Origin of the sequence: Jeotgalibaca dankookensis (assembly GCF_002005405.1) — a bacterium.
Lineage (GTDB): Bacteria > Bacillota > Bacilli > Lactobacillales > Aerococcaceae > Jeotgalibaca > Jeotgalibaca dankookensis.
In genome coordinates, this window is the sequence record NZ_CP019728.1 from 1,916,346 (window position 1) to 1,932,624 (window position 16,279).

At 37.0% G+C, this 16,279-nt stretch carries 15 protein-coding genes; 5 read left to right on the forward strand and 10 right to left on the reverse strand.

Going from position 1 to position 16,279, the window contains the following annotated elements; translation table 11 throughout:
- Positions 1-17 precede the first annotated feature (17 nt).
- On the forward strand, positions 18-1,109 hold the full coding sequence (locus tag BW727_RS09545) for an NAD/NADP octopine/nopaline dehydrogenase family protein (RefSeq protein ID WP_062467757.1): 1,092 nt from the start codon (positions 18-20) through the stop codon (positions 1,107-1,109).
- Between the two features lie 63 nt (positions 1,110-1,172).
- Here BW727_RS09545 and BW727_RS09550 read toward each other — a convergent pair whose 3' ends face one another.
- From BW727_RS09550 to BW727_RS09565, 4 genes are all read right to left on the reverse strand, one after another.
- Positions 1,173-2,651, reverse strand: coding sequence for a carbon starvation CstA family protein (locus tag BW727_RS09550; protein ID WP_062467756.1), 1,479 nt, complete (start codon positions 2,649-2,651; stop codon positions 1,173-1,175).
- Between the two features lie 171 nt (positions 2,652-2,822).
- Positions 2,823-3,731 carry a prenyltransferase gene (locus BW727_RS09555; RefSeq protein WP_062467755.1) on the reverse strand — a complete coding sequence of 303 codons (909 nt, stop codon included), beginning with the start codon at positions 3,729-3,731 and terminating at the stop codon, positions 2,823-2,825.
- A gap of 19 nt (positions 3,732-3,750) precedes the next feature.
- Positions 3,751-4,731, reverse strand: a complete 981-nt coding sequence (locus tag BW727_RS09560; protein WP_418268865.1) for a polyprenyl synthetase family protein — start codon at positions 4,729-4,731, stop codon at positions 3,751-3,753.
- Between the two features lie 155 nt (positions 4,732-4,886).
- Positions 4,887-6,146, reverse strand: a complete 1,260-nt coding sequence (locus BW727_RS09565) for a cytochrome P450 (protein ID WP_062467753.1) — start codon at positions 6,144-6,146, stop codon at positions 4,887-4,889.
- Between the two features lie 142 nt (positions 6,147-6,288).
- Between BW727_RS09565 and BW727_RS09570 the strand changes: the two genes are divergently transcribed.
- Entirely contained in the window at positions 6,289-7,173 is an 885-nt protein-coding gene (locus tag BW727_RS09570) for an aldose 1-epimerase family protein (RefSeq protein WP_062467752.1), read from the forward strand.
- Between the two features lie 101 nt (positions 7,174-7,274).
- On the opposite strand, the gene BW727_RS09575 is transcribed toward BW727_RS09570, so the two are convergent.
- Both BW727_RS09575 and BW727_RS09580 read right to left on the reverse strand, forming a co-directional pair.
- Positions 7,275-8,798 (reverse strand): IS1182 family transposase, encoded by a 1,524-nt coding sequence (locus BW727_RS09575; protein WP_077795849.1) that lies wholly within the window; start codon positions 8,796-8,798, stop codon positions 7,275-7,277.
- A gap of 142 nt (positions 8,799-8,940) precedes the next feature.
- On the reverse strand, positions 8,941-9,363 hold the full coding sequence (locus BW727_RS09580) for a cupin domain-containing protein (RefSeq protein ID WP_062469771.1): 423 nt from the start codon (positions 9,361-9,363) through the stop codon (positions 8,941-8,943).
- A gap of 151 nt (positions 9,364-9,514) precedes the next feature.
- Between BW727_RS09580 and BW727_RS09585 the strand changes: the two genes are divergently transcribed.
- From BW727_RS09585 to BW727_RS09595, 3 genes are all read left to right on the forward strand, one after another.
- Positions 9,515-10,339, forward strand: coding sequence for an aldo/keto reductase (locus BW727_RS09585; protein WP_062469769.1), 825 nt, complete (start codon positions 9,515-9,517; stop codon positions 10,337-10,339).
- Positions 10,340-10,454: 115 nt separating this feature from the next.
- Positions 10,455-11,828 (forward strand): Y-family DNA polymerase, encoded by a 1,374-nt coding sequence (locus tag BW727_RS09590; protein ID WP_062469767.1) that lies wholly within the window; start codon positions 10,455-10,457, stop codon positions 11,826-11,828.
- Positions 11,809-12,279: a hypothetical protein gene (locus BW727_RS09595; protein WP_062469764.1), complete on the forward strand. Its 471-nt coding sequence runs from the start codon at positions 11,809-11,811 to the stop codon at positions 12,277-12,279. Before BW727_RS09590 ends, BW727_RS09595 begins: the two co-directional genes overlap by 20 nt.
- A 48-nt stretch (positions 12,280-12,327) precedes the next feature.
- Here the strand turns inward: BW727_RS09595 and BW727_RS09600 are convergent, their stop codons facing one another.
- The 4 genes from BW727_RS09600 to BW727_RS09615 form a co-directional block, all read right to left on the reverse strand.
- Positions 12,328-13,215: an ROK family protein gene (locus BW727_RS09600; protein ID WP_062469761.1), complete on the reverse strand. Its 888-nt coding sequence runs from the start codon at positions 13,213-13,215 to the stop codon at positions 12,328-12,330.
- Between the two features lie 29 nt (positions 13,216-13,244).
- Positions 13,245-14,066: a MurR/RpiR family transcriptional regulator gene (locus tag BW727_RS09605; RefSeq protein WP_062469758.1), complete on the reverse strand. Its 822-nt coding sequence runs from the start codon at positions 14,064-14,066 to the stop codon at positions 13,245-13,247.
- A gap of 116 nt (positions 14,067-14,182) precedes the next feature.
- Positions 14,183-14,629 carry a NanQ anomerase/TabA/YiaL family protein gene (locus BW727_RS09610; RefSeq protein ID WP_062469755.1) on the reverse strand — a complete coding sequence of 149 codons (447 nt, stop codon included), beginning with the start codon at positions 14,627-14,629 and terminating at the stop codon, positions 14,183-14,185.
- Between the two features lie 17 nt (positions 14,630-14,646).
- On the reverse strand, positions 14,647-16,185 hold the full coding sequence (locus BW727_RS09615; RefSeq protein ID WP_062469752.1) for a sodium:solute symporter family protein: 1,539 nt from the start codon (positions 16,183-16,185) through the stop codon (positions 14,647-14,649).
- Between the last annotated feature and the right edge of the window lie 94 nt (positions 16,186-16,279).

The window sequence follows — 16,279 nt, forward strand, 5'->3', positions numbered from 1 at the left end:
TGTGGAGGAATTTAATAATGAAAAATATTACGGTAATAGGTGCTGGTAACGGTGGTATGACGGCTGCTTATCATTTTTCAAAAGAAGGCCACTCTGTTTGTATCTACGATCATGCTGATTTTGCTACGCAAATAGACGCTATCAACGCTAATGGCGGTATTACCGCTCTAGCTGAGCATCACGGCGAAAGTATGATGTTTTCAGGAACTGAAAAAATTACAAAAGCCACAACTAACATAAAAGAAGCCCTAGAATTTTCTACCATCTTAGTGATGATATGCCCTTCATTTGCACAAGAAATTCTATTTAAAGATATGCTGCCATATTTGACTTCAGAACATAAGTTAATAATTATGCCTGGGAATTATGGGGGGATGGTCTTACAAAAAATGGTAAGCGATAGTGATAAACCAAATCTTAATATGGTTTTTATAGATGCTATCAGTATTCCATGGGCTTGTAGAATTGTATCTCCCGGTGTCATATCTATTATGGGTATTAAAACATTTTTACCGATGAGTATTTTCCCTCAAGAATTAAGTACGCCTGACTTACAAGCGGACATACAAAACGTTTTTCCTATTCCAGTAGAGTTTTTAGATGATCCGATTCATGCTGGTTTGGAAAATATAAATTTCGGTGGGCACCCTTTACTTACAACTTTAAATATGGGGATTCTAGAAAACTTCGATGGAAAATTCAACTATTATCGTGACTGCTGTAGCACCGCTACAGCGAACGCCGCAGCCAAGATGGACAAGGAACGTTTAGCGGTAGGTGCAAGTTGGGGCTATGATTTGCGTACCGAACTAGAAGCCATGAATGCCCTTTATGACAGTAACTATGATACCGTTTATGAGTTTAACCGTGCATCTACTACTCATGTTAAAATTGATAGTGCGCCAGCTTCTTCTAAAAACCGCTATATTACAGAAGATGTCCCTTATTTATTAGTTCCATGCTATGAACTAGCAAAAGCAAAAGGGATAAAAGTACCTATTGTCGAATCGTGTATTCATATCGCTTCTGCTTATAACGATGAAAATTACTTTGAAACAGGTAGAACATTAGAAAAAATGGGGTTAATATCTCAAAAATCGAATATGTAAAAAATAGAGGCTCTCTCGTTTTCAAGTGAGAGAGCCTCTATTTTTTTGTATTATTCAAATAATTTAAAGAATTGATTCAGGGTAAATTTCTCGGATCGATAATTGATCATTGATTAAAGCACTTTCTGAGGTTAATCCTGATTTCAATAATCGAACATGTCGGAAGAATAGCAGTAAGATTCCTAAGGCAAGAGCTGCACTGACGTAGTAGGAAATAGTCATTGGTAAATTAAATCCAATGGGCTCTGTTAGAAGATATAAAATAACTAAATACAGCATAAATGTTCCTGGAATGAGCGTAAAGAAGTAATTGCGACTCTTTAAAAAGAGATAGGCAGTGCTAACAAAGAGCGCAATAACGGCAGTTACTTGATTTGCCCAGGTAAAGTAACGCCATAGAATATTAAAGTCAATAAACATAAGAGCGATACTGATTGCAAAAATAGGAATCGTAATCATAAAACGGTTTGATAATTTTGCTTGGGTTAATTTAATATAATCGGCAATAACCATTCGTAAACTTCTAAAAGCAGTATCTCCAGAAGTAATCGGGAGAACGATGACGCCTAAAATTCCGATTGTACCACCAATAGTTCCTAATAAAGTAAAGGTAATTTCACTGACTGCAGCAGAAGCGGTTCCTTCCGAAATGATTTGGCTCAATGTTTGGCCATCAAACAAAGCAATGGCAGCAGCAGCCCAAAGCATAGCAATGATACCCTCAGTAATCATCGCTCCGTAAAAGACCCAACGTCCTTCAGACTCATTTTTAAGTGTCCGTGAAATAATCGGTGATTGGGTGGCATGGAAACCAGATAAGGCACCACAAGAAATAGTAAAGAATAAACCGGGAATAATCGGCACATCATTAGGATGCATATTTTGAAGGGTTAATTCGGGAATATTGGTAATATTTCCAGTCGCAAACAGTGTGATTCCGACCCCCAAACTTGTCAAAATAAGTAATGCTCCGAAGTAAGGATAGATTTTACCAATTAAAGTATCAATCGGTAAAATAGTAGATAAGAAATAATAAATAAAAATAAGAAGGACCCAAAATCGACGATCCATGAAGCCAGGGGTTAATCCAGCCAATAAAGATGCAGGAGAAGTTACGAATACGGTACCAACTAATAATAATAAAAGTGCAGTAAACAAGTTAACGATGTGTTTCATTATTCGACCGAGATACTTACTTGCTAATTCAGGTAAATGTGCGCCATTATTACGCAAAGAAATCATACCTAAGTAATAGTCATGGACAGCACCAGCGAAAATACTACCAAGCACAATCCATAGAAAAGCAACCGGGCCATATAAAGCACCCATAATTGGCCCAAATATAGGCCCGGTTCCAGCAATATTTAATAATTGTATCAGCCAATTACGCTGCTTCTCCATTGGAACGAAATCTGTCCCATCTTCTAAAACAGTTGCTGGTGTTTCCCGATTTGGTTCTACTCCAAAATTTTTATAAATAATTTTGGAATAAAATACATACCCTAATACTAATAAAATAATACCTAATATAAATGTGTACATTTTGTCACCCTTTCCTTAATTTGTAAACGCTTTCCTTTATGCACATTAAGAACTATATCAGATTTTTCAGAAGGATTCAATATAGTAAGAGTGATAATGTGAATGTTTTCATAATTATATTAAAAAGGACTGAAGCGATTGCTCCAGTCCCTTTTTAAGAGTAAACAAAGATTAAATATCAAACCACATACCGATAATAAACGGAATTAAAATGGCAACAGGAATAACAAATGAATTGATAACGGAAGCGAGCATACCAGTATCTTTATCATGTTTTATTATCACTTTTCGAATGTTCTTTTGGATAATCGGAACAGCAAGAAAGAAGAAGATAACAAGTTTCGGGAAGGTTCCAATTAATATAGAAACTATAACTGAAGCATATACGGAGTAATAGAAGAACCGGTAAACAGTGAGAGCTTTTTCAACACCGATATAATAGGGAAGCGTGAAACGATTATCTTCAATATCTTCTTCTAGATCACCAATATTATTAGCAAGCATAATGGCCATCACGGTAATAGCCGTTGGAACCGAAGCGATTACAAGTTGGACCAAGGTTACGAAATCAAATTGGATAACTTCATAAGCATTTACGTAAACTGTTGAGAAGAAAATACCAAATCCCATAGATAAACCAACAAAAAATTCTCCAAATGGTGTACTTGCAATGGGACGTGGACCAGCCGTATATAAAATCCCAATTGAAAAGTTAATAATTACCGCATATAGTAAGATAAGACTCGTTTGAGTAACAAGATAAATACCGATAATTGTAGAGATTATTCCAAAAGTGAGGTAAACATTACTGATATCTTTTAATCTAATTTTTTCTTCGCCTAGAATAATATTGTCAGCTGAATGTTCTCCTTTTTTAATAGCAATTTCATACTCAAGATAGTTATCACGTATATTAATAGCCATATGGAAGAGAACAATAACTATAACAGCTAATATAGAAAGAACAGGATTGAAGGTTCGATAGTTGTACCAAGCATAAGCAATTCCTATAAAAGCAGGAAAAAAACTAGTGGTTGTAGATTCCATTTGAGAGAGTTTTAAAATATTTTTGATAGTCATAATAGGCTCCTTTTCTATTTCAAAAATTTCGGTTTAGTAGTGTTTGGGTTAGCTGATAGAGGATTTCTTTTTCTGGACAGTCCGGAAGTTGTGAAATGATTTCTAAGGCTTTTTTTGTGTAGTAGGCAGCAATTTCATGTGCTTTTTTGAGACCTTGGTAATGCTCAATTAAAGAAACAACCTGATCTATATCAGCCGGAGTCATTTCTGTTTTTTTCGATAAAAGCGGAATAAAAGCCTGTTTGTTTTCTTGAAGAGCTAGGATAAGTGGGAGTGAGTAGACCCCCTGTTTGACATCCTCTAATACGGGTTTGGCAAGAATATTGCTGGATTGAGAATAATCAAGGATATCATCTAACATTTGAAAGGCAATTCCGATATGATGACCAATCTGACTGCTTTTTTTGATGACCTCTGCGCTTGTTTTCCCCCAATAAGCACCTTCAAAGCAACTTAATTCAAATAGTTGTGCTGTTTTTCCTTTGACACTTCGTAAGTACTGTCGGAAGGTAATATCAATATTATAAGTGTTTGCCTTCTGTTCGAGTTCCCCTAATAGCAGTCTTTTCATAGAGAGCGCATTCAATTTAATGGCTTCGGTTGATTCTGTTGCATCTGCTAGTAAGTCGAAATAAACGGAAAGTAATAAATCTCCCGCATAGACGGCTACATCTTTGCCATACTGTGACTGTACAGTTTCGAAACCTCTTCTAGTGACAGAATCATCGATAATATCATCATGGATGAGGGTCGCTAAGTGTAAGACTTCCGTTGAAGCAGCGGCAGCAATCAATTGCTGATGATTTTGTTTTTTAATATCACCTAATTTTGAAAAAAGGAGAAAATAGGCTGGACGCAAGAGTTTACCACCACTATCTAGAAGTTGAAAGATGGTATCTTGGATTGCTTTATTCTCTATGGTTGTCTTTTCTTTAATAAGCAGAATACACTCGGATAATTGCTTATTTATATCGGGAAGTTCGTCCCACATCGGATGTATATGCATCGTTTTATTCTCCTTCTTAAAAGATAACTATAGGTTGTGGTGAATCAAGTGACCACCATTCTACCAGAAAAATTCTAAAATAATAAATAAATTGTATAAAAAATACGGCTGGACAATTGTCCTAGCCGTATTTTCCGTAAAGGAAGTTATTATTCTTTGAATAAAAGTGATTTACTGTTTGGGTAAGTTGGAATTTTGTCCATTGGAACTGTCCAATCTTGTTCAGGAATAGTAAAGTTATATTTATTTACTAATTGGTTTGAGAAGACACGCATGCTATGGAGGGTAATCCACTCACCAGCACAACGGTGCATTTCTCTAAATTTCCCGCCACCTTGAGCAATCATTTCATACTCCTCTTCATATGAAAGATCTTTTGCTCGGCCGACATAGCGTTTCAAATCAAATTTTTCTGGATGATCTACGGTACGTGCATCATGATTCGTTCCATAAAGGTCTAAGACAACCCAGCTATCTTTAGGAATATGATAGCCATCTACCTCTACATCATCGACAGCAATTGCTGGTAGCATCGGGAAGAATGGGTAGTAACGACGCATCTCTTGAATGAACGGATCTTGTAAGGTGTCAAAATCAGCCTTCAATTCATCGTAAACACCATTTTCAGAGAAAAGAGCATGACCCATTAAAGCCATCCAAACTGTTAAGGCAACAGTTGGCCGAATAATATTTAATAACTCTACAGCAGCAACTTCTAATGGTAATAACTCACCTTCAAGATCAGTCGCATTTGCAAAAGTGTATAAAGCCAAATGTTCTTTTCCAGGCACAGGATTTTTACGTGCTTCTTTAATTAGTTCTTGTGCCCATTCTTCCGATTCATTACGGTCTTTTACTCCTTTTAAGTGATCAGTTGGAGAAGTGATAGCGCCACTTATCATAGAGATTTGATTTTCAGCAAGGCTTGATACTTTTTCAGAATCATAGTGCTCTAAATTAATACCAGACCATTCGCAAATAGCGTTAAATAAAACATGATTAGCTAAATCAAACAATTCAATTTCACCATGCTGTCTATCTAATTCTTCTGATAAATGACGGTCCAATATCTCACGGTAGTCTTCCATACGCTCAGGGGTCATTAAATCCATAAAGTAGTTCTTACGGTGATGGTGTTCTTTACCATCGAGTGTTTGAACGCCATCTTCGCCAAATAAAGTTCTTAAGATAGGTTTTGGCATTGCACCCCCACGTTTGAAATTTGTTGGATCATAAAATTTTCGTGCTGCTGCTTCTCCATAAATTGCAATAATTTCTTGCGTTAAGAACTTGGCTTTTACAACTGGAGCATCGACATCCTCACGAAGCTCACCTAAAAGATTGTATCCTTTGCTGAGCAGTTCCTTCACATCGGTCAATTTGATCTTTGTTTCCGGTACTTTTTCCATTTTACATTCTCCTATTTGTTATTATTTCTACAATATAATCATACTAATTAATCAACACGGTGTCAAAAAGAACGCTTTTAAAATTATAATAAAGTTAATTTAGTGTATAATTTAATAAACACTAAGAAATGAGGCGGATCATATGTTAACAGTCTTAGAAAATGATTATTTAAAAGTAGCCATTGCCAAAAAAGGGGCAGAGTTGCGAAATATTATCCACAAACAAGAAGGCTTTGATTACCTGTGGCAAGGAGCTGAAGGCTATTGGTCAAAGCAAGCGCCTAACCTTTTCCCAATTGTAGGTAGATTAAACGAGAATAAGTACCTAAAGGCAGGGAAAGTTTATGAAATGAATCAACACGGTTTTGCACGGGACTTAGATTTTGAAGTAGTCGATGTCTCTAACCAAACGGTCACATTTTCTTTACAAGAGAATACAGAAACGTTAGAGCGTTATCCTTACAAGTTTCAATTAAAAATTACCTATCAATTAGAGGGAAATCAGTTAATGGTCTCCTACCAAGTAGAAAACAATTCGGATGAAGAAATGCCTTATTCATTAGGGGGGCATCCCGCTTTTCATTTGCCGATTAATGGGGAAGGAGTGTTTGAAGATTATCAGCTTCAGCTCTCACCCGTTCCAGAAAAACTAGATTATTTTGAAATGGATCCCCCTCCCTACCTAAGTGGACGTAAATTACCACTTGATGTCTTAAATGAGGGGGCCATTCCAATCAATCGTGATTTATTTGGGGCAGGTCTTGTGATGGATACACAGGGGTTCGTTAAACAAGCAACATTAACCTCAACTAAGTCAAAGCATAGTATCAGTCTTGAGATGGGAGACTTCCCTTATTTGTGTTTATGGACAGAAGAAGGAGTAGAAGCACCTTTTGTCTGTGTAGAGCCTTTCCATGGTGTAGCAGACGAGTATGGTCCTGTGGGCGCACTTAGTGATAAAAGAGGAATAAACAGTCTAGCTGTTAGCGAAAGTCGCACTCACCAATTTGCGATGAAATTTACTTAAAAAAGAGGCTGGGACAAAATATCTCAGCTAACCAAAAAGATGAATGAGTTCAAAAACTCAATCATCTTTTTGGTTTTGTATTAAAAAGTCGCGTAATTCTGTTAACTAGCCTTCCTTAGATTATATTTTCTCAAGTTATTGGCCATCAAGGCCAATTCAATATCAACTTTTACCTTTTCTTTTCCACGTAAATGGAATCGAGTGAAACCCAAATTAGCCTTTATCTGGCCAAAAACAGGCTCAACATCGATTTTGCGTTGTGCAAAAATCCGAGACCTTTCGGGCGATAAAAGCTTACTCGTTTCTTGTTCTTTTAATTCCTCATAGTGCCAATTATAGTTAAATGATTTTTGGGGGGCTTCTTCCGGATTAGTCGGTTTATATACATGGATTATCTGAACGAAACCACTCGTGTTCTTCTTGCGGCTGATATGGCTGAAATAATATTTCGTACCATCCGGATGGACAAAATAATTTTCTTCCACCACATACTCCCAATTTTTTCTGTTTTTATCTGATGATTTATAACTACGCTTTTGTTCTTTATCAAACGCATTATATTTGATAAGGTGTTCCACATCAATTTGGTCCAAGTAATCCAGGTTTTCCTCACTGCCATATCCAGCATCAGCTACAATGGTCTTCGGTAAAATGGTCAAGGAATCTACAAAAGGGATGAGTGTCCGCGTATCCGTAGGATTAGGAAACACCCCGACGGCCAAAGCGAATTGGTTTTCAGTACCAATTTGAATATTGTATCCTGCCTTAAGTTGTCCATTTTGCATATAGTCATCTTTCATTCGCATAAACGTAGCGTCGGTATCCGTTTTTGAGAAGCTGTTCCGATCCTCAAAAACTTCTTCATACGCCGCATATTTTTTCTTACGTGGAATAAAGTCATTGACCAATTTACGCAAGTGTTTCTTTAGCGTCCGTCGTCTTTGCTTTTTAGGGTTTTTCCCTTTAACTGGATTCGCCTCGATGTCACTAGACAGGTCTTGAATTTCTTGCTCAATGATAGTGGCAATTTCTTCCAACTCAGCGGTGGACAGTTCATCAGAATCATCAATCTGCATGGCTTGGTCAACCAATGGTTGAATTTCTTCCTTAAAGTACTGCATCGCCTTTTCTTTAAGGGAAGCTTTGTATCTCTCAATGGCCTTTTTCCAGACAAAAGAAAACTTATTGGCATTTGCTTCAATTTTCGTGCCATCAACGAAGAGGGTTTCCATCGTGACCATATTTTCTGTCTTCAGTTTCGCTGCAAATTCCGCAAACAATTCCGGTAACAGATTTTGGCAAAACAGTGATGACCGAAACCGGTTGATTGTACGGTAGGAAATCGTTTCTTGGCTTACCAACCACATCATAGCGATGTTCTCCAACATCATCTTTTCCATTTTCCGTCCCGAGAAGATACCTTCCGAGTAGGCGAATAACAAAGCCTTGATAAGCAAACGCGGATGATAACCAGGCCTTCCTTCGGAAGCCTCGAATAAAGGATAGGCAGACCAATCTAACGATTCAATAAATTCATCGATAACAAAAACAAGATGGTCTTGGGGAAGCAAAGCGGATAATTCCAATGGTAAAGTGGTTTGGTTTGTGTTATATTTTTTATACATAAGAAAGCCCCTCCTGAATGTATTTGTCGTTATTTACATTATACTAGGTGGCTTTCTTTTTTTATACCAATAACAAAGCAGCCCGGAAGAAAAACTTCCGGGCTGCTTTTTAGCTAGGTTTTGTCCCAGCCTCTTTTTTAAATTAATGTTCGTTTGGATCGTCCTTGGCATCCTGATGAGTAGGGTGAACGGTTCCTTTTAAATGATCTGGACCTGCATAAATAGTATATAATTTCAGTGGCTTGTCACCTGTATTAGTAATATTATGCCACATATCCGCTGGTACAAAAACCGCATCATCATCTCCCACTTGACGTTCAAAGTCTAAATTGTCTTCAGTAGGACCCATTTGACAGAAGCCCTTTCCTTCCTCAATCCGAATAAATTGGTCAATGCCATGATGGACCTCTAGACCAATATCATCATTTGGTTGGATGCTCATGACAGTTACTTGGAGTTTTTCACCCGTCCAAATAGTTGTTCGGTAATGATTGTTATCCTTAGTTAAATCTTCAATGTTTACTACATGAGGTTTTTTACCATAATCTTTTTCATCAATTGCCATCTTATACTCCTCCTTAAATTTTTGTTTATAATCATTACAATCTATTCATAGTATAACACAAATGAAAGCGGGTACAAGTATAAGGAATGTATCTTAATGAAGCTTATGGTAAAATAGAGTAGAAATCTTCAATAATTTAAGGAGTGATGAAGTGAGTAAATTAAAAACATTGTCAAATGGACAGTTAATTCCTGTCCTAGGGTACGGAACGTGGCAAAATACCGATCCACAAGAATGTATTGATGGTGTAAAAACGGCTTTAGAGACCGGTTATCGTCACATCGATACAGCGCAGATGTACGGAAATGAGGAACTAGTAGGAGAAGGGATACGTTTAAGTCATGTCCCTCGCAAAGATATTTTCTTAACCAGTAAGCTGGATAATCCTAATCATGGGTATGAAAGAGCTAAAAAAGCTATTGATGACTCGTTAGAGCGTCTTGGAACCGACTACATGGATCTATTTTTAATTCATTGGCCAGAAGTGGAAGGACACATGGAAGACTGGCAAGAGAGCAATATTGAAACGTGGCGTGCACTTGAAGAGGCATATGAGGCTGGTAAAATCAAAGCGATTGGTCTCAGCAACTTCAAAACAAAACATTTGAAAAATTTACTGGCAAATTGCCGCATCAAGCCAATGGTGAACCAACTTCGTTTACATCCAGGCATTGCTCAAAAAGAAACAGTAGCAATGAGTCGGGAAGCGGGTATGGTCATCCAAGCATGGTCACCGTTATCACCCCTGTCACAAATGCTAGATGATGAAGCAGTTGTTTCAATGACTGAAAAATACCAAAAATCTCTAGCGCAACTTTTATTACGTTATAGCTTACAAAAGGACTTCATACCATTGACTAAATCGGTTCATAAAGACCGTATTAAAGAAAATGCTGCTATTTTTGATTTTAAAATCGATGAAGAAGATATGGCCTATTTCGATCAATGGGAATGGGAAGGCGAACTTTTTAACTAAATGGATGGTTGGCGATTGGAGAAATTTCTCCAATCGTTTTTTTTTTTCGTAAAAAATAAGAATTCGCTTTACAAAAGGGAACGTATGTTCTTATAATAGAGATGAGGTGATTCAGATGTATGAGACAGAGTTGATTTTTGATTATAACCGAGAACCAAGTCGTGATGTTCTCTGTATTGATTGTAAATCTTTTTATGCCAGTGTGGAATGTGTGGAGAGGGGGTTAGATCCTTTAGAAGCCAAACTCGTCGTCATGTCTTATCCTTCTCAAGACACCAGTCAAAGAGGGAGTGGTTTAATATTAGCTTCTTCCCCTCAAGCAAAAAAGGCCTACCATATTTCGAATGTGAGTCGTGCGCGCGATTTACCCTTTCCGTATCCGGAAGATTTGGTAATTGTACCCCCACAAATGCAGCTTTATATGCAGAAAAATAAAGAAATTAATGCCATTTACCAAACCTATGCGGACAAAGACAACCACCATGTTTACTCGGTTGATGAAAGTTTTTTGGATGTGACAGGTTCTTTACGTCTATTTGGACATGATACTGCGTGGGAGATGGCCCGTACGATTCAAGATGATGTTTATAAGCAAACAGGCATTTATACCGTTATTGGCATTGGTGATAATCCTCTTTTAGCTAAATTAGCCTTGGATAATGCTGCAAAAAAAACGCCTCAACGAATTGCCCAATGGCGTTACCAAGATGTTCCTGAAACCGTTTGGAAAATACCAGAAATGACTGATTTTTGGGGGATTGGTAGGCGTACTGCTAAAAGACTCAATAATATAGGGATTTTTTCTATTTCAGACTTAGCACAAGCTAATTTTTATGAATTAAAGGAACATCTAGGTATTTTAGGGGCTCAACTTCTGGCACATAGCTGGGGGATTGACCGCAGTTTTTTAGGAGATACGATTAAGCCTAGCTCTAAATCAATCGGTAACAGTCAGGTGTTAGACCGTGACTATAGTGACCGATCGGAATTAGAAATTGTCATTCGAGAAATGGCTGATCAAATAGCGACACGTTTACGAAAAGCAGGTGCAAAAGCACAAGTGCTTAGTTTAGGACTGGGTTATAGCAAAGGGTACATCGATGAAAAAGGAAAAACGAATAGTCATCAGCAACTAAAAGTACCGCCCACGCACTCTTCTAAGGAAATTAGTCACCATCTCTTAACCATTTTCGAAGAAAAATATACGAATCAGATAATTCGTACAATTAGTGTCAATAGTGGGAATCTTATCTACAGTCGTGCAACCCAGTTAGATTTATTTGCAGATCCCAATCAAGATGAAAAAGATACCAAGCTTGATCAGATTGTGGATCTTGTACGTAAAAAATATGGATTTAAAGCACTCGTTCGAGCTAATAGTTTACTAGAAGGCGGCCGAGCAATCGCGAGAACATCGCTTGTAGGTGGACACGCAGGCGGAATGGGTGGATTGGAAGAAGGTGAGGAAAATGCGGAGAAGAACCGGTAAAATTTTTTCTGATTACAATGACTACCATGATCGTGGCATGATGAAATGGATGACTGCTTACGCAATGGATGAATTAGTAGTGGGAATTGAAGAAAATAAAGCGGAAGCTGTAAAAGACCTGAAGCAATTACCTCAAATGAATCCTGAAGAAATAAATCAAGCTCTCATAACCGCATATCATACTAAATACCCCCTCATCGTCCAACTGAACCAAAAAGATGAGTGGGGGAGACAAACAGATACTGTAAGAGGTTTGTTTCTTGGTTATTTACCAGATGGAAAAATTAAATTGACCAATTGCTGGATTAATATAGCCGATATCCGTTCTATTCAGGTAGATTGGCAAGGAAAATGGTCTCAAGTTGAAAATGTAGATAATCATATAAGTCGTACCGAAAAGTTAATGGAGGCAGATAATGAATTTATTCAAGATGATTGTTGGATAGAATAAAGGAGCTAGACTGTTTTGTCCGGCTCCTTTATTAAATGTTTTAGAATATCAGTGTTGTTTTTGCTGGAAATGATAAACAGCTCCAAGCATACCTGCTGAATTACCAAGTTCTGCACATTTTATTTCTTCTGGCAACATGCGGGTTGAAACTAATCCCTTTTTCAACTTTGAAGCAATCTTTTCTTCTAAATATTCTTTTTGTACAGCCACACCACCACCGATAATAATGGTATCCGGTGAAATAAGATAGGTTACTGCTAATAGCCCTTGGTTTAAAGCGGTCAGCATGTTATCAATTGCTTTAATTGCTTTTTCTTCTCCAGCTTTCGCATGTTCAAAAATTATTTTACCATTCAAATCTTCACGTGGAATTCCGCTTAAATCACTGTAAGCAGCCACTAATGCAGTAGCAGAAGCTTCGTCTTGTAATGCTTTGCCATTTGAGATAGGAAGATAGCCAATTTCACCTGCTGAAAAGGCCGACCCGTGCCATAACGCGCCGTTTAGAATAACTGCGCCACCTACACCAGTACCAATCGTGACACAAACAAGCGACTCGCTTCCTTGTCCTGCTCCTTGCCACCATTCTCCTAAAGCCGCACAGTTAACATCATTTTCGACTTCACAAGGGATATGAAAGGTCTCTTCAATAGTTTGTTTGATGGCCGTATTTGTATAGTTAGGAATTGTTGGACCTGCAAAGACAATGTGTCCAGTTTGAGGGTCAACAACGCCAGCAGTAGAAACAGCAATCCCTTGGATATCATGTGTTTCTTTTACTTCTTTAACAATTTTAATAACGGTCTCCATAATATAGTTGGTCGTTTCTGACCGAGGTGTTTCTTTCTCTAAAACATTTCCAATCTTAGTAGTTGTAGAATCAAAGACACCATACTTGATAGCCGTTCCACCAATATCTAAAGCTAAAATTTTCATTATACCTGCTCCTTTCCTTGAAACATTACTTATTCTTCTCTTTGGATTGCCTTAAAGGTGTCCTGCCAAATTTCTTGTCGATACTCGCGATTTGTTTCCATAAAAAAAGCATAAATAATATCAACCATAATTAAAATAGGGAATTGCGGAGAAATAATATTCCCAGTGCTGAGGTTGTCCTTTATTGCAAAAAGTAGAACTTCGTCACAATGAACAGCTTCTTGGTCCGTTTGATTGGCTGTTAATAGAATGGTTTTAGCGCCTCTTTTTTTTGCCATTTTTAATCCAGTTAAAACTTCAGATGTTTGTCCACTAATGGATATACCAATGACCAGACAATCTTCGTCAAGAATAACTTGATTCATCTGCATGACATGGTTATCTGTAATTGCTTCACAAACAAGTCCAATCCGCATAAACCGAAATTTCATTTCCTCAGCAACTAAACCTGAGCTTCCTTTACCATAAATATAAACCCTTTTTTGCGATAAAAACAAGTCGATAATGCGAGATATTTTATTTTGATCAATAATGGAATAACTTTTATTTAATAATTCTTGGTAACTCTCAAAAACATTTACCATTAGATTAGAAGACAAGGGTTTTGTCTCTGTCAATGCCTGCTCATATTTATAGATAAACTCGCGGTATCCTGAAAAACCACATTTTTTAGCAAAGCGCGTCAAAGAAGCTTCCGAAACATAGAGGCGTTTTGAAACGGCTTTAGATGATAAATCTTCAGACATTTTAGGTTTTTCGATAAAATATTGGGCAATTTTTTTTTCTAGAGGTGTAAAGTGCGTAACCATTGATTCAATATAAGGAATAATACTGATTTTATACTCCGACATGGTAATTCCCTCGTTTATAGATTTTTTTAGTCTATCATATTGTCAAGCTTTTAGTGGATGTATAAGAATAGAGACAAAGCCAGGCTTCGTCTCCATTCTCGAAAATGTATAGGGTACTAGAGTTTTAGTTTAAAGACGCCTTTTTTGACCGTTACAGGTTGCTCGGTTTTTACGCCTGTCTTATGAGTATCTTCAGGGTAAAAAACTAAGAGTTGGTTAGGTGACAAATCAATTGTATTTTCCTTTACGCCATCTATTTCAAGGTAATCGTCTTCTTTATGGTAATCACCGGTAGTCATATTTTCAATAAAACTATGGTAAATACGTTCAACTCCACTTGCAACAACATGAATATCTAAATAGTCTTTATGTGCTTCCCAGATACGGTTTTCTGGATCTGTTGTTTCGTATTCAATAACGTTCACATAGAAATTATCACCATCGATGGGATGGGAGCCTTTTTCCATAGAAGCTAAGTCATGATCTTTCAAATAATCGATAACTTTTTGTTGGGCAAGTGTTGTATATTTAGAATTTTGAGAAGTTAAACTGATTAATTCCATTTTCATTCTCCTTTTAATTATCTAATTGGATTGGTTGGATCTTCTTTAATTTCTTTAATATCTGAAACGGTTGTAAATTTTGGTGCTTCTGTTTTGATTGGTGATAATAGTGAAACAGGATAACCAACAAGTAGCGATACAGAAATAGAAATTAATGAGTAAGACCAAATGCTAACAGCTTCGGAAGGTAAGCCATATTTAATAAAGACCATTACAAGTGCCGAAGCGATTAAAGCTGCATAAGCACCATGTTTGTTTCCTTTTTTGGTAAAGATACCTAAAGCGAATGTTCCACCTAGAACACCAAGGATTAATCCCATAAAGCCGTTGAAGAATTCATAAGCAGATTTAATATCAGAATGCGCCATAATAATTGAGATCACGATAGCGAAGATACCAACACCTAAAGAAATAGCACGAGCTAAAGCAGTTTTTGCTTTATCATCCATATCTTTTGTAATAACTTCTTGAATATCTAAAGTCCACGAAGTTGCGACAGAATTCAATCCGGTTGACAAAGTAGATTGAGAAGCGGCGTAAATAGCGGCTAGTAATACCCCTGTCATACCTACTGGAAGGCGATAAGCAATGAAGTATGCATAAATTTGGTCTTGTGCAATGGAAGAACCAGGGTCATTAGGGTTTTGTACTTTATAGTAAACATAAAGACCAGTACCTATTAAGTAAAAAGCGGTTGCAATAAAAATGGAAAGCAAACCATTGGTAATCATCATTTTATTTAATTTTTTTGTATCTGTTGTTGTTGTAAAACGTTGAACAATATCTTGTGAAGAGATGTAAGAAGATAAGGTATTAAACCCTGCTCCCACAATCATCATAAAGACAGATGTTTTTAAAATGTTAGGGTCGAAAATTGCTTCGTCTCCAGCTAAAAACTTATTGTCTCCTAATGCACTGAAAATTTCACCAAATCCACCGTTGATGTCTCTTGCTAAAAAGAATAAAGAAATTGTTACACCGATTAAAAGTACCACACCTTGGATAAAGTCTGTCCATAATACGGATTTAATCCCGCCGGTATAAGAGTAGATAATCGCAATAACACCCATAACGATGATTAAAATGTTAACACTGATACCAGTAAGTGTTGCAAGCGCAACGGATGGAAGATACATAATAATGGACATTCTACCTAATTGGAAAATGATAAACATCAAAGATCCAATAACACGAAGACCTTTTGAATCGAAGCGACGCTCTAGGTAATCATATGCGGTATCAATATCTAATTTAGCATAGATTGGCAAGAAGAACTTCATAGTAATCGGAATCGCTACAATCATCCCAAGTTGTGCAAACCACAACATCCAGCTTCCCGCAAAAGAGTTACCTGCGAGTGTTAAAAATGAAATAGGACTCAGGAGTGTGGCAAATATTGAAACAGAAGTAACGTACCAAGGGATAGAACCGTCCCCTTTGAAAAATTCTTTTCCTTCCATATCTTTCTTAGAAAAGAAAAGGCCAGCAAACAAAACTAAAAGCAAATAAACAACTAAAATGGCAAAGTCAATGGTAGTAAATCCAGAAGTACTCATTAGTAAAATTCCTCCTTGTTATAGTAAAAATGAGAGTTAATATATTTGATAATTTCTAAATACCTTTTGAATAACGAACAAACTAAATTAGTTG